12 protein-coding genes are annotated in these 13,723 nt (G+C 68.1%); 8 read left to right on the forward strand and 4 right to left on the reverse strand.

From position 1 onward, the window contains the following. Positions 1-4: 4 nt before the first annotated feature. Positions 5-748: a DUF3348 domain-containing protein gene (locus MKD38_RS09295; protein ID WP_252676138.1), complete on the reverse strand. Its 744-nt coding sequence runs from the start codon at positions 746-748 to the stop codon at positions 5-7. Positions 749-875: 127 nt separating this feature from the next. Continuing rightward, a complete protein-coding gene (locus tag MKD38_RS09300; protein ID WP_252676140.1) occupies positions 876-1,241 on the reverse strand; it encodes a glyoxalase superfamily protein in 366 nt (121 codons plus the stop codon). 250 nt (positions 1,242-1,491) lie between these two features. On the opposite strand from MKD38_RS09300, the gene MKD38_RS09305 reads away from it, so the two are divergent. The 4 genes from MKD38_RS09305 to MKD38_RS09320 all read left to right on the forward strand — a co-directional run bounded on the left by MKD38_RS09305 (position 1,492) and on the right by MKD38_RS09320 (position 6,657). Then, positions 1,492-1,953 carry a tripartite tricarboxylate transporter TctB family protein gene (locus MKD38_RS09305; RefSeq protein WP_252676142.1) on the forward strand — a complete coding sequence of 154 codons (462 nt, stop codon included), beginning with the start codon at positions 1,492-1,494 and terminating at the stop codon, positions 1,951-1,953. Positions 1,954-1,963: 10 nt separating this feature from the next. Continuing rightward, positions 1,964-3,466: a tripartite tricarboxylate transporter permease gene (locus MKD38_RS09310; RefSeq protein WP_252676144.1), complete on the forward strand. Its 1,503-nt coding sequence runs from the start codon at positions 1,964-1,966 to the stop codon at positions 3,464-3,466. A gap of 255 nt (positions 3,467-3,721) precedes the next feature. Next, positions 3,722-5,854, forward strand: a complete 2,133-nt coding sequence (locus MKD38_RS09315; RefSeq protein WP_252676147.1) for a catalase — start codon at positions 3,722-3,724, stop codon at positions 5,852-5,854. A gap of 116 nt (positions 5,855-5,970) precedes the next feature. Beyond that, complete coding sequence (locus tag MKD38_RS09320) at positions 5,971-6,657, forward strand: GntR family transcriptional regulator (protein ID WP_252676149.1); 687 nt, start codon at positions 5,971-5,973, stop codon at positions 6,655-6,657. A gap of 23 nt (positions 6,658-6,680) precedes the next feature. On the opposite strand, the gene MKD38_RS09325 is transcribed toward MKD38_RS09320, so the two are convergent. Both MKD38_RS09325 and MKD38_RS09330 read right to left on the reverse strand, forming a co-directional pair. After that, a complete protein-coding gene (locus tag MKD38_RS09325) occupies positions 6,681-7,658 on the reverse strand; it encodes a Bug family tripartite tricarboxylate transporter substrate binding protein (RefSeq protein ID WP_252676151.1) in 978 nt (325 codons plus the stop codon). A gap of 47 nt (positions 7,659-7,705) precedes the next feature. Then, positions 7,706-8,941: a CaiB/BaiF CoA transferase family protein gene (locus MKD38_RS09330; protein WP_252676153.1), complete on the reverse strand. Its 1,236-nt coding sequence runs from the start codon at positions 8,939-8,941 to the stop codon at positions 7,706-7,708. 240 nt (positions 8,942-9,181) lie between these two features. On the opposite strand from MKD38_RS09330, the gene MKD38_RS09335 reads away from it, so the two are divergent. The 4 genes from MKD38_RS09335 (at position 9,182) to poxR (ending at position 13,592) form a co-directional block, all read left to right on the forward strand. Further along, positions 9,182-10,162 (forward strand): quinone oxidoreductase family protein, encoded by a 981-nt coding sequence (locus MKD38_RS09335; RefSeq protein WP_252676155.1) that lies wholly within the window; start codon positions 9,182-9,184, stop codon positions 10,160-10,162. 16 nt (positions 10,163-10,178) lie between these two features. After that, positions 10,179-10,934 carry a glutathione S-transferase family protein gene (locus MKD38_RS09340; RefSeq protein ID WP_252676157.1) on the forward strand — a complete coding sequence of 252 codons (756 nt, stop codon included), beginning with the start codon at positions 10,179-10,181 and terminating at the stop codon, positions 10,932-10,934. 30 nt (positions 10,935-10,964) lie between these two features. After that, complete coding sequence (locus MKD38_RS09345) at positions 10,965-11,723, forward strand: enoyl-CoA hydratase/isomerase family protein (protein ID WP_252676159.1); 759 nt, start codon at positions 10,965-10,967, stop codon at positions 11,721-11,723. A gap of 147 nt (positions 11,724-11,870) precedes the next feature. Continuing rightward, positions 11,871-13,592, forward strand: a complete 1,722-nt coding sequence (gene poxR / locus MKD38_RS09350; protein ID WP_252676161.1) for a phenol degradation transcriptional regulator PoxR — start codon at positions 11,871-11,873, stop codon at positions 13,590-13,592. The last annotated feature ends 131 nt before the right edge of the window (positions 13,593-13,723 follow it).

Consider the following 13,723-nt stretch of genomic DNA (forward strand, 5'->3'; position numbering starts at 1 on the left):
CGGGTTAGCTGTCTTGCAGCGCCGCCAGCAAGCCTTCGACGGGCTGCCAGCGGATCTCGAGTTCGGCGAGCAGCACGCTCTGCATATCCTTGCGGAACAGGCCCAGCCATGCGCCGGAACGCACCGCCGCGGCTTGTCCTGGTGCCTGGGCCTGCGTCTCCAGTGCCGTGGCTTCGGCCTGGCGCAGCCGCAGGAAGTGCGGCTCCAGCAGGTTTGGTACCGCGCCCAGCAGGCTTTGCTCGCGCATGCCGAGCACGCGCTCCATCACCGCGTCGACCATCGCCAGCTTGGCCAGCGCCGGCGTGCGGGTCGACATCGCCGCGCGCAGGCGTCCGCGCACGTTGCCGATGGCGGTTTCCATGGCCTGCTGCAGCGTCAGGTAACGCTGGCGATGGACCGCGTAGTCGACCTGCGCATCGACCGGGTCGGGCAGCGCCGACGGTCGCGCCGGGCCGCGCCGTCGCGCTGCCGGAGCCGTGTCTTCGGCAATCGCATCCACCAGCCGGGCGCGCACGCGCGCGCATTCCTGCGCTTCAGTGCTGCCGCCGGCACTTGCCGTGACCGGCATGGCCTGGGCATGGGCCTTCAGCGCAGAAGACAGCGCGATCGCATCCGCCCAGCCAAGCCATTGGCTCAGCTGGCTGGAAAGCGAGCTTGCAGGGGCGGGGGCGTCGGCGTCAGCCAGGCGGGCTAGCAGGCGGACCAGCGTGGGTCCGCTCAGGCCTGTGCGCCGGGGCACTTGTAACATTCCGCTGGATTCGAAAAATGCAGCAGTTTACACGCCCCGGGCAGTGGCGCGGCCGGCGGAGCGGATGGATGATGGCGGGAGGTCCGTCCCGGACCCGTCCCGATCCGCCAGCGTGGGAAGCCGTGGCCTAATCCTCGGCCACCTGGCAGAACCTCAGCCGGTTCCCGAACGGGTCGGCCACCTGCAGCATCCGGCCCCAGCCCACATCCTCCACACCGGGCTTCGCGTAGGGATAGTCTTTGGCGGACAGCTCCCGGTGCAGCGCCTCGATATCCGCCACCGGCACGAACACGGTCGACCCCGGCGTGGCATCGCCATGGTGCTCGCTGAGATGCAGCGTCAGGCCGCTGCGCCTGATCTGCGCGTACAGGGGCAAGCCGTCTGCGAAGCGATGCTCCCAGTCGAGCGTGAAGCCGAGGAAATCCAGGTAGAACTCCCTGGCCTTGTCGACCGAGAAGATGCGGAGGATGGGGATGCCGGCGGACAGGTTCATGGTGTCTGGTGCGGGAGTGGCGCGGTAATTCTGATGATAGCCGCCGCATAAGCATTGGCGACAATGATCCTTGGCTCTGCGCGCCCGGCCGGGCCCGCACGCGCGGCCGGCGCCGCAACTCGATCCCAATTCGTAGGGAATAACCCTTGGCGGCCGAAAAATATATCACAACATGATGTATTGTTCGGAACTCCCGAAGCCGACGCCACCCCTGGTGTCGTCGCGTCGCCCCCCGCTTCAAGGAGCCTGCATGCGCATACGCAAGCAAACCGACTTTTATTCCGGCCTGATGTTCATCATCCTCGGCCTCAGTTTTTCCTTCGTTGCCCGCGGCTATTCGATGGGCACCGCCGCCAGGATGGGACCCGGTTATTTTCCGTTCTGGCTTGGCATCGTGCTGGCGCTGCTGGGCGCCGTGGTCGCGGCTGGATCGTTGTCGCACAAGAGCGATGAAGACCGGATGGCGCGCTGGGACATCAAGACGCTGCTGTGGATCCTGGGCTCGGTGGTGCTGTTCGGACTGGTGCTCAAGCCGCTCGGCATGGTGCTGTCGGTGCTGGCGCTGGTACTGGTGTCGTCGATGGCCAGCCATGAGTTCACCTGGAAGGGCGCCATCCTCAACGCCGCGATCCTGGTGCTGATCAGCACCGTGGCCTTTGTCTACGGCATCAACCTGCAGATGCCGGTGTGGCCGGCCGCTTTCGTCAACTAGGGGATATCGGATGGAGTTGCTGAGTCATCTTGCGCTGGGGTTTTCCACCGCGCTCTCGCTGCAGAACCTGGCCTATGCCTTCCTGGGCTGCGTGCTGGGCACGCTGATCGGCGTGCTGCCGGGGCTGGGGCCGCTGGCCACCATCGCCATGCTGCTGCCGATCACCTACACGCTGCCGCCGGTGGCGGCGCTGATCATGCTGGCCGGCATCTACTACGGCGCCCAGTACGGCGGCTCGACCACCGCCATCCTGGTGAACCTGCCCGGTGAATCGTCGGCAGTGGTGACCACGCTGGACGGCTATCAGATGGCACGGCGCGGACGCGCCGGGGTGGCGCTGGCCACCGCGGGACTGGGCTCGTTCTTCGCCGGCAGCGTGGCCACGCTGATCCTGGCCGCGTTTGCCACGCCGCTGTCGGAGCTGGCGTTCAAGTTCGGCCCGGCCGAGTATTTCTCGCTGATGGTGCTGGGCCTGATCGGCGCCGTGGTGCTGGCCTCGGGTTCGCTGGTCAAGGCGGTGGCAATGATCGTGCTGGGGCTGTTGCTGGGCCTGGTCGGCACCGACGTGAACTCGGGCGCCGCGCGCTTCTCGTTCGACGTGCCGGAGCTGACCGACGGCATCAGCATCACCGCGCTGGCGATGGGCCTGTTCGGCTTCGCCGAGATCATCGCCAACCTGGAGCAGAAGGAGCATCGCGAGACCTTCACCGACCGCGTCACCAACCTGTTCCCGACTCGCGAAGATTTCAAGCGCATGATACCGGCAGTGCTGCGCGGCACCGCACTGGGTTCGTCGCTGGGCATCCTGCCGGGCGGCGGCGCCTCGCTGGCTTCGTTCGCGGCGTACTCGCTGGAGAAGAAGGCGTCGAAATACCCGGAAGAATTCGGCAAGGGCGCGATCGAAGGCGTGGCCGGTCCGGAATCCGCCAACAACGCCGCGGCGCAGACCTCGTTCATCCCGCTGCTGACCCTGGGCATTCCGCCCAATGCGGTGATGGCGCTGATGGTGGGGGCGATGACGATCCACAACATCCAGCCCGGCCCGCAGGTGATGAGCAGCAATCCGGCGCTGTTCTGGGGCCTGATCGCGTCGATGTGGATCGGCAACCTGATGCTGGTCGTACTGAACCTGCCGCTGATCGGCGTATGGGTGAAGCTGCTGACGGTGCCTTACCGCTTCCTGTACCCGGCCATCCTGGTGTTCTGCAGCATCGGCGTCTACTCGGTCAACAACACGGTGTTCGACGTCTTTGCCGCGGCCAGTTGCGGCCTGATCGGCTATGTCTTCCACAAGCTGCGCTGCGAGCCGGCGCCGCTGCTGCTGGGCTTCGTGCTGGGGCCGATGATGGAAGAGAACTTCCGCCGCACCTTGCTGCTGTCGCGCGGCGATTTCTCGGTCTTTACCACGCGTCCGCTGTCGCTGGGCCTGCTGGTGGCCGCGGCAGCGCTGGTGGCGGTGGTGGCGCTGCCGTCGATCAAGGCCAAGCGCGAAGAGGCGTTCCAGGAGGAATAACGAGGGGGAGCGGGGGGCAAGGCAGTCTCGTATCAACGAGAACGACGGGCTGTTTCGTTCCTTGCGGACGAAACAGCCCTGGCCTTGCGCGGGCAGGCAGCCGGCGCGGTGATAGCCGTTGGGCCCGCGGATGTCAAAGCGCGCACTTTCGGCCCTTTGCCTTTGTAACCAAAAGTGTCAGCGGGCAGGCGTGGCAATTGCAGGCACTGCCGGGTTGCAGCCGTTCATCCGTTCAACCCGATACAGGAGATCGCCATGCCCGACACGTCCGACGCCAAGGCCAAGCCCACGTCAAACACCACATCCGCCCCCGCTGCCCAGGGGGCTCCGGCCGGCTATGGCGATGCCCAGCGCGGCGCAGGCGGAGAGCTGCACCAGGTTGCCGGCGGCGCGCATGTCCCGCTGACAACCAATCAGGGCGCGCCGATCGCGGACAACCAGAACTCGCTGAAGGCCAATCCGCGCGGCCCGACCTTGCTTGAAGATTTCATCCTGCGTGAAAAAATTACACACTTCGACCATGAGCGCATTCCGGAGCGGATCGTCCATGCGCGCGGCACCGCGGCGCACGGCTATTTCGAGCTGACCGATTCGCTGGCGCAATTCACCACCGCCAGCATCCTGACCGAGGTCGGCGTCAAGACGCCGGTGTTCGCGCGCTTCTCCACCGTGGCCGGCGGCGCTGGCTCGATCGACACGCCGCGCGACGTGCGCGGCTTCGCGGTCAAGTTCTATACGAAGGAAGGCAACTGGGACCTGGTCGGCAACAACATCCCGGTGTTCTTCATCCAGGACGCGATCAAGTTCCCCGACGTGGTCCATGCGGTCAAGATGGAGCCCGACCGCGCCTTCCCGCAGGCGGCCACCGCGCACGACACCTTCTGGGATTTCATCTCGCTCACGCCGGAGTCGATGCACATGGTCATGTGGATCATGTCGGACCGCACCATCCCGCGCTCGCTGCGCATGATCGAAGGCTTCGGCGTGCACAGCTTCCGCCTGCTCGACGACCAGGGCCGGTCCACCTTCGTCAAGTTCCACTGGCGCCCCAAGCTGGGGCTGCAGTCCACGGTGTGGGACGAGGCCGTCAAGATCGCCGGCGCCGATCCGGATTTCCATCGCCGCGACATGTTCAATGCGATCCAGTCCGGCAACTTCCCGGAATGGGAGCTGGGCGTGCAGCTGTTCACCGAAGCCGATGCGGCCAGGTTCCCGTTCGACCATCTCGATGCGACCAAGATCATTCCCGAAGAAACCGTGCCGCTGAAGATCATCGGCCGCATGGTGCTGGACCGCTGGCCCGATAACTTCTTTGCCGAGACCGAGCAGGTGGCGTTCTGCCCCGCCAACATCGTGCGCGGCATCGATTTTTCCAACGATCCCTTGCTGCTGGGCCGGCTGTTCTCCTACCTCGACACGCAACTGCTGCGCCTGGGCGGCCCCAACTTCAACCAGATTCCGGTGAACGCGCCCAAGTGCCCGTTCGCCAACCACCAGCGCGACGGCCACATGCAGATGCAGCGGCCCAAGGGACGCGTCGCCTACGAGCCCAACTCGCTGTCCGACGACTCGCCGCGCGAGGCGCCCGACCTGGGCTTTCGCCACGCCCTGGTGCCCGAACAGGGCGACAAGGGCCGCATCCGCGCCGAGACCTTTGCCGACCACTACAGCCAGGCGCGCCTGTTCTACCGCAGCCAGACCCGCGCCGAGCAGGCGCATATCGCCTCGGCGCTGGTGTTCGAGCTATCGAAGGTCGAGCACCTGCATGTGCGCGAGCGCATGGTGGCCCACCTGCTCAATATCGACCCGGACCTGGGCCGGCGCGTGGCCGACGGCCTGGCGCTGGACCAGGTGCCCGAGCCGCTGCCCACCGCCGCGCCGGTGCAGGACCTGCCGCCATCGCCAGCGCTGCAGATCATCGGCAAGATGAAAGACACGCTGCAGGGGCGCGAGATCGGCATCCTGGTCGCCGACGGCTCCGACGGCGCCGCTGTCGAGGCGATCCGCCAGGCGGCCAGCGCCGCTGGCGCCACGGTGAAGATCGTCGCGCCCAAGGTCGGCGGCGCGGTGCTGGCCGATGGGTCGAAGCTGCCGGCGGATGGGCAGCTGGCCGGGACGCCTTCGGTGATGTTCGATGCCGTGGCAGTGGTGCTGTCGGCCGACGGTGCCGCCATGCTGGCGCAGGAAAGCGCGGCGCTGGACTTCGTCTGCTTTGCCTATGCCCATCTGAAGGCGATCGCCGCCGATGCGGGCGGAGACGTGCTGCTCACCCACGCCAGATTGCAGCCGGACGCTGGCATCGTGCCCGCCAGCGACGCGGCGCGCTTTATCGCGGCGGCGAAAACGCGGCAATGGGACCGGGAGCCGCAGGTGCGGATGCTGGCGTAGCCGTCAGAAAGCGCTGGCGCCAGGTCGGGGCGCCAGCCTTGTGCACAGAGCGCAAGCCAGTGAATACGCAGGGCAGGTTAGAATCCCCCATCCCCGTTTCCTGCGTGCTGCAGTCCATGTCCGAAGAAAAGAAGAGCCTGTCCGAAACCATCCGCGCCGCGATCGAGCAGGAGATTCTTTCCGGGAAGCTGCCCAGCGGTACCCAACTTGAAGAGCAGCAGTTGCTGGCGCGTTTCGGCGTGTCGCGCACCCCGGTGCGCGAGGCGCTGATCCAGCTGGAATCGGCCGGCCTGGTGGACCTGGTGCCGCGCCAGGGCGCGATCGTGTCGTCGATCACGCTGCGCGAGTACGTCGCGATGAACGAGATCCTGGTTCAGCTGGAGGCGCTTGCGGCCCGGCTGGCGGCGCGGCGCATCTCCGCGGCGCAGCGCACGGCGCTGCAGGAGGCATTCGATGCATGCCGCGCGGCGGCGGAGCGTGGCGATTCCGATCGCTACCGCGAGGCCAACGATGCCTTCCATGACGTCATCTACGCGGCCTGCTGCAACGACATCCTGTCGCGGCAGATCCGCACCATGCGCGCGCGCATGCGCGGCATGCGCGACCTGCGCTTCGAGAAGCCGGCCCGCATCCTGGCCTCCCTGGCCGAGCATGAGGCGGTGATGGGCGCGATCGTGCGCGGCAACGAGGACGATGCCGCGGCTGCCATGGTCCGGCATATCGCCACCGGCGGCGACGTCTATGCGGACATGATCGCGGCCATGCCCGACGACGAAGGCGGCGGCCGCCGCGGCCGCCGCTAGTCCCGGCGCTCCGCGCGCGCGGCTCAGTCCAGCTTGACGCCAGCCTGCTCGATGCGCATTACCGCGGATTTGCCGTCGGCTGCCGCCCATTTGCCGAACTCCGCGGGCGACGCCGAAGTCGACACCTCGCTGCCGTTGCCGGCCAGCTTGGCGCGCAATTGCGGGTCGGCCATCACCTTGGTCGCGGCGGCGAAGAGCTTGTCGCGGATGCCGTCGGGCAGTCCGGCCGGCCCGAACAGTCCGAACCAGAAAGTAAAGTCAAAGCCCGGCAGGCCCATCTCCGCCAGCGCGGGCAGGCCCGGCGCCACCGCGGAGGGCTTGGGCGTGGTCACGCCGATCATCTTCACCACGCCTTGCGTGCCCAGCGGCAGCACCGAGGCCGCGGTGCCGAACGACAATTCCACCTCGCCCGCGGCCACGGCCTGCAGCGCCGGGGCGCCGCCCTTGTAGGGCACATGGGTCATCTTGGCCCCCGTGGCCTTTTCAAACTGCAGCGCGGCGATATGCGGCGAGCCGCCGATGCCGGACGACGAGTAGTTGAACTTGCCCGGCTGCGCGCGTGCCTTGGCCACCAGCGTCTTGACGTCGCCGACGTTCAGGTTCTTGTTGACGGCCAGGATCAGCGGCGACACCGTCAGCCGCGTCACCGGGGTGAAGTCGGTCGCCTTGTAGCGGGCCTTGTACAACTGCTGGTCGATGCCGTACAGCGTGGCCGTGGCCAGTGCCAGCGTGTAGCCGTCCGGCGCGGCCTGAGCCAGCGCCGCGGAGGCGAGCGTGCTGCCGGCGCCGGGCTTGTTGTCCACCACCACGGTCTGGCCCAGTTCCCTGGACAGCGCTTCGCCGAACACGCGGGCGACGAAGTCGGCGGCGCCGGCCGGCGTGTAGCCCACCAGCAGCCGGATCGGCCGGGCCGGATATTCCTGCGCGCCGGCGATGCCCGGCAAGGCCGCCAGGGTGGCGAGGGCCGCGCCGATGGCAACGCGCCCGAGAGCATGGTTCATGGTTGTCTCCTTGTTGTAGTCGCTGCCGCTGTGGTGTCGGGCGGGCTTCAGGACGCCACGCTGGCTTCGCGCAAGGCGGCGATGCCGGCGTCGTCGTAGCCCAGCCCGCGCAGGATCTCGTCGGTGTGCTCGCCCGGATCGGGCGCGGCGCGGGCAAAGCGTTCCGGGTGCGGTGCCGCCGACAGGTTGATCGGCGAGCGCAGCAGCGCAAGCGGCCCCAGCACGGGATGCTCGGCGGGCCGGGTCATGCGCAGGTGGCGCACTTGCGCGTCCTCGAAGGCCTGGCCGATATCGAGCACCGGGCCGCACGGCACGCCGGCCGCATTCAGGCGCGCGGTCAGCTCGGCGGCGGTGAACGCGGCGGTGCACTGGTTGATCGCGGCGTCCAGCCGCCGGCGCTCGGCGGCGCGGCCCGCGGCGGTCTGGAAGGCGGGGTCGTCCAGCAGCCAGCCGGCCTCGACGGTGCGGCAGAAGTTGGCCCACATCCGGTCAGTGCTTGCGGCGATATTGACCACGCCGTCGCGGCAGCGGTAGGTGCCCATCGGCACCAGCGTCGGGTGCGCGTTGCCTTGCTGGGTCGGCACTTCGCCGTCCACCGTGTAGCGGGTGGCCTGGAAATCCAGCTTGTTCAGCATGCCCTCTATCAGTGAGGTATGCACCCATTGCCCGCGGCCGGTGCGCGCGCGGTGCAGCAGCGCCAGCAGGATGCCCTGGCCCAGGAACATGCCGGCCGTGGTGTCGGAAATGGCGATGCCGGCGCGCAGCGGCCCCTGGCCGGGCTCGCCGGTGACGGAGCTCAGCCCCGACATGCCCTGCACGATCTGGTCGAGACCCGGGCGCTCGCAGTAGGGGCCGTCCTGGCCGAAGCCCGAGATGCTGGCCAGGATCACGCGCGGGTTGAGCGCGCTCAGATGATCGTAGGTCAACCCCAGGCGCTCCTTGACCACCGAGCGGAAGTTCTCCACCACCACGTCGGCGCGCCGCACCAGTCGCGCCAGCACTTCGGCGCCCTGCGGGGTCTTCAGGTCCAGGCACAGGCTGCGCTTGTTGCGGTGCAGGTTCTGTTCGTCCGAGCCACGCCGGCGCCCGGTCACCGAGCCGCGGTCCTGCGGCGGCGGCGGCTCGACGCGGATGACGTCAGCGCCCCAGTCCGACAGCAGGCGCACGGCGGCGGGACCGGCGCGGGCGATGGACAGGTCCAGCACGGTCAGGCCCGACAGCGGCAGGTCGGCGCACGCGGCGCCGGAAGCGCCAGGGTCGATGCCGGGTGGGAAAGAGGTCATGGGAATCCTTGGCAAGTGAATGGACTTGAGTATACAAATAATAGATATAAAAATACGTATACGGACTTTCCATGATGCGAGGCATCGTGGGATCACGTAGGCTGTGTGGGTGTTCGTGGACCCAGCAGCGAGCAGAGCCGCCGCACATTGCCCGCTGAATCGCTCGGAGTTCGTTGCAATTGACGCCAACATCAGCGAGCACGGGACTGACGCCGATCATGGAAACCCTTCAGGATTTGTATGCTGACAGATGCTATCTGTATTAACGGGATCGGGGACCCGGACGTGCTGGAGCCCTGCCGGGTAGAGGTTCCGCCGCCGGCCCAGGGCGAGATCCAGCTGCGCCAGTCAGCCATCGGCCTGAACTTCGCCGACATCTACCAGCGCAAAGGCGCGCATGGCCCTCACGCCGCGGCGCCGTTCCCTGTCACGCTGGGCTCGGTTGGCGCCGGCGAGGTCGTGGCGATCGGGCCCGGCGTGGACGGCTTCGAGGTGGGCCAGCGGGTGGCCTGCATGCATCCGGGGGCGTACCAGGTGATCCGCAACGTGCCGGCGGGCCGGCTCGTGCCCTTGCCCGACGCGATTTCCGCGGAGGTGGCCGGCGCCACGCTGCTGCGCGGCCTGACCGCCGAATACCTGCTGCGCCGGCTCTATGCCGTGCAGCCGGGCGACGTGGTGCTGGTGCATGCGGCGGCGGGCGGCATGGGCGTACTGCTGTCGCAATGGGCGCGCGCGCTAGGGGCGACCGTGATCGGAACCGTGGGTAGCGAGGCCAAGCGGGCGGTGGCGCTGGCACACGGCTGCCACCATGTCATCAACTACCGTGAAACCGAGTTCGTCGATGCTGTGCTGGCGCTGACCGGTGGCGCGGGCGTGGCCGTGGTCTACGACGCCGTTGGCAAGGACGTGTTCGTGTCGTCGCTGCAGTGCCTGCGGCCGTGCGGCATGGCCATCAACTACGGCACCGCGTCGGGCGACGTCGAGGCCTTCGACCTGCAGCTGCTGCATGCGCGCTCGCTGATCGTGTCGCGGCCGACGCTGCGTACCTATATCGCCAGCCCTCAGGCGCTGGCTGCTGCAGCGGCCACCTTGTTCGACGCCGTTGCGGCCGGGCGACTGCGGCTGGAAGTCACGCACCGCTACCCGCTGGCCGCCGTGCGCGATGCGCACCGCGACCTGGAAAGCCGCGCCACCACGGGTTCAGCCGTGCTGATCCCCTGAACCGGGCGAGCACAACATGAAACTGTTCCATGGCTGGTTGTCGAGCGCGTCGCGCCGGGTGCGCTTGTGCCTGGCCGAGAAGGGCATCGACTACGACAGCGTGCCGGTCGACCTGGCGGCGCAGGAACAGCACACGCCCGCGTTCCTGGCAATGAACCCCAACGGCGTGGTGCCGGCACTGGTGCTGGACGATGGCCGCTTCCTCCACGAGAGCGGCACGATTTGCGAATACCTGGACGAGATCCGCCCGTTGCCGCCATTGCGGCCCGATGACCCCTACCAGCGCGCGGTGATGCGCAACTTCGTGCGCTGGACCGACGAGAAGGCGCTGCCGAACCTGCTGGTGCTGAACTGGAGCCTGGCGCTGCAGCCGGTTGCCGCGCAATGGACCGATGCCACGCTGGCCGAGCGGCTGGCGCGCGTCCCCACCGCCGAGCGCCGCGACGCATGGCTGCGCATCGCGCGCCAGCCCTATACCGAAGTGGAGAAACGCCGCGCGCTCGAGGCGCTGCTGTTGCTGCTGCCGAAGATGGAAGCGATGCTGGCCGACGGCGACTGGCTCTTCGGCGCGCGCTATACGCTGGCCGATATCGCCGCGACGCCTTTCGTCGCGCGCATCGCCGAACTGGCGCCCGCCGCGCTAACCTCGGCGCCGGCCGTGGCTGCGTGGTGGCAGCGCGCGCAGGCCCGGCCAGCGTTTGCGCAGGCGCGGCTGGAACGCTTCGACATTGCGCTGGCACGCCGTGGCGCGCCGGTCGCCGATGACCACTGATCCCTGAAGACCCCTACTGGAGAATTGCCCATGCAGACTGATGGTTCCCTGCCTTCGCTCGACATTGCCGGTCATGTCGCCACGATCACCTTGCGCCGCCCGGAAGTGGCCAACCGCCTGGGGCCGGACGACCTGGCAGAACTGCAGCGGCAGGTCGAGGCGGTCAATGTCAGCGACGTGCGCGTGCTGCGCCTGTGCAGCAGCGGCAAGTACTTTTGCAGCGGCTTCGATATCGGCCGGCTCGCGGCCGGCCAGCGCGGCGCCGGTTTCGAGACCCTGGTCAACGCGATGGAAGACTGCCGCGCCGTCACCATTGCCGAGATCCACGGCGGCGTCTACGGCGGCGGCACCGACCTGGCGCTCGCCTGCGACTTCCGGCTCGGCACCCACGCGGTCGACATGTTCATGCCCGCGGCGCGGCTGGGCCTGCATTTCTACCAGCGCGGCATGGAACGCTATGTCAGCCGGCTGGGGCTGAACCACGCCAAGCGCCTGTTCCTGACGGCCGAGCGCATCGATGCCGACGAGATGTTCCGCTGCGGCTTCCTGACCGAACTGCTGCCCGCCGAGGGCCTGCGCGAACGCGCGGAGCAACTCAGCGACACCGTTGCCGGGCTGGCGCCATTGGCGGTGCAAGGCATGAAGCGGCATTTGAACGCCATCGGCCGCGGCACGCTGGATGCCGCGGCCCTTGCCGCCGACATCGGCGCGGCCAATGGCTCGCAGGATATCCGCGAAGGTGCGCTGGCCTGGCAGGAAAAGCGCAAGCCACGGTTTACGGGAACCTGAGCCGTCTATTGGCGCCGCTGCATCACCACGCCATAACCCGCACCTGCGGCGGCGACGCGCCATCTCTCTCCCTGGCACATAATGTGCGTAGCATGCCAGCCGAAAGGCACATTCGAGCGGATCATCCGCCGGCACTGAGGGGAGACAATGAGCAGTTCAACCGACAAGTTCTCGGCCACCATGCGCGATGGCCTGGCCGATCTTGCCCGCCGCCTGCGCTTCGCCATGGAGGAGGGCACGATCTGGCTGGACGAGCAGCGCATGATCCTGATCCACACCGCAGCGCTGGCCGCGCTGCGCAAGGAACTGGTGGACACCCTGGGCATGGAGCGCGCGCGCGGGCTGTTCACGCGCATGGGCTTTCATTCGGGCATGCGCGATGCCGAAGTGGCCAGGAAACTGCGCGCGGGCCACAGCGACTTCGGCCAGCTCGAGATCGGCCCTTGCCTGCATACCATCGAGGGGGTGGTGCGGGTCACGCCGGTCAAGGTCGATATCGACATCGCCGCCGGCATCTACGACGGCGAGTTCCTGTGGGAAGACTCGTTCGAGGGAGACGTGCACCGGCAGCTGTTCGGCATCGTGGACCAGCCTGCCTGCTGGATGCAGATCGGCTATGCCACCGGCTACACCTCGGCGCTGATGGGCCGCACCATCCTGTATCGCGAGGTCGAGTGCATTGCCTGCGGGCATCCGCATTGCCGCATCGTCGGCAAGCCGGTGGAAGCCTGGGAAGATGGCGCGCAGGCCCTGGCGCTGTACCAGCCCGACCCCGTGATCGAGACCCTGATCGCCTTGCAGAGCGAGGTCGAGCACCTGCGCGCGCTGCAGGGCGGGGCGGCTACGCCGGCCGACCTGGTCGGCACCTCGCCCGGCTTTCGCGCGGCGTGGGACCTGCTGCAGCGTGCGGCCGCCAGCAACGTGACGGTGCTGCTGCTGGGCGAGACCGGCGTGGGCAAGGAGCGCTTCGCGCAGGCCTTGCACGGCGTGAGCGCGCGCGCCGACAAGCCCTTCGTCGCGGTGAACTGCGCGGCGATTCCCGATGAACTGATCGAGTCCGAGCTGTTTGGCGTGGAGAAGGGCGCCTTCACGGGCGCGACCCAGTCGCGGCCCGGCCGCTTCGAGCGCGCGCATGGCGGCACCTTGTTCCTGGATGAACTGGGCGAGCTCTCGGCCTCGGCGCAGTCCAAGCTGCTGCGCGTGCTGCAGGAGGGCGAGGTCGAGCGCGTGGGCGGCACCGCTGCGCGCAAGGTCGACGTGCGGCTGGTGGCCGCCACCAACGTCGACCTCGCCGAAGCGGTGAAGCAGGGCACCTTCCGCAAGGACCTGTACTACCGCCTCAACGTCTACCCGGTCACGATACCGCCGCTGCGCGAACGGCTCGACGATATCCGTCCGCTGGCGGAGCGCTTCGTGGCCCGCTACGGCGCGCGCCACGGCAAGCGCATCGTCGGCATCACCGACCGTGCGCTGGCCGAACTGCGCCACTATGACTGGCCCGGCAACGTGCGCGAACTGGAGAACGTGATCGAGCGCGGCGTGATCCTGGCCAGCCACGGCGGCCAGATCGGCGCCGACCACCTGTTCCTGCCGGGCACCGTGGCGCCGCCGCTGGATACCGCGCCACGGCTGGGCGCGGGCGGCACGCTGCCGGACCTGCGCGAGGCCGCGGTCCATGCGCTGCTGGACCAGATGTCGAGTCAGCAGCTGGCGCTGGGCGATGTCGAGACCGTGCTGATGGAGGCCGCCATGCAGCGCGCCGACGGCAACATGAGCCAGGCCGCGCGGCTGCTGGGGATTACGCGGCCGCAGCTGGCGTATCGGTGGAAGACGCGGGGTGCGCGCGGGGGGAATGGGCAGGGCGACTGAGGCCGCGCTTCCTTTCCCTTCCGCTTTTCCATTTGATCATTTGATGCATGCGCTCCCGGGCCGTGCATCGCCCTGCATCCGCACGATGCTGCGCAGCGCGAGCGATTTTCCGCTGACGGATCAAGCCCTTT

Source organism: Cupriavidus sp. WGlv3 (genome assembly GCF_023952475.1).
Taxonomy (GTDB): Bacteria; Pseudomonadota; Gammaproteobacteria; order Burkholderiales; family Burkholderiaceae; genus Cupriavidus; species Cupriavidus phytorum.

Coding starts and splice junctions, on each gene's coding strand:
- poxR (WP_252676161.1), top strand. CDS start 11,871: ATGAGCAGTTCAACCGACAAGTTCTCGGCCACCATGCGCGATGGCCTG.
- MKD38_RS09305 (WP_252676142.1), top strand. CDS start 1,492: ATGCGCATACGCAAGCAAACCGACTTTTATTCCGGCCTGATGTTCATC.
- MKD38_RS09330 (WP_252676153.1), bottom strand. CDS start 8,941: ATGACCTCTTTCCCACCCGGCATCGACCCTGGCGCTTCCGGCGCCGCG.
- MKD38_RS09300 (WP_252676140.1), bottom strand. CDS start 1,241: ATGAACCTGTCCGCCGGCATCCCCATCCTCCGCATCTTCTCGGTCGAC.
- MKD38_RS09335 (WP_252676155.1), top strand. CDS start 9,182: ATGCTGACAGATGCTATCTGTATTAACGGGATCGGGGACCCGGACGTG.
- MKD38_RS09340 (WP_252676157.1), top strand. CDS start 10,179: ATGAAACTGTTCCATGGCTGGTTGTCGAGCGCGTCGCGCCGGGTGCGC.
- MKD38_RS09310 (WP_252676144.1), top strand. CDS start 1,964: ATGGAGTTGCTGAGTCATCTTGCGCTGGGGTTTTCCACCGCGCTCTCG.
- MKD38_RS09315 (WP_252676147.1), top strand. CDS start 3,722: ATGCCCGACACGTCCGACGCCAAGGCCAAGCCCACGTCAAACACCACA.
- MKD38_RS09295 (WP_252676138.1), bottom strand. CDS start 748: ATGTTACAAGTGCCCCGGCGCACAGGCCTGAGCGGACCCACGCTGGTC.
- MKD38_RS09320 (WP_252676149.1), top strand. CDS start 5,971: ATGTCCGAAGAAAAGAAGAGCCTGTCCGAAACCATCCGCGCCGCGATC.
- MKD38_RS09325 (WP_252676151.1), bottom strand. CDS start 7,658: ATGAACCATGCTCTCGGGCGCGTTGCCATCGGCGCGGCCCTCGCCACC.
- MKD38_RS09345 (WP_252676159.1), top strand. CDS start 10,965: ATGCAGACTGATGGTTCCCTGCCTTCGCTCGACATTGCCGGTCATGTC.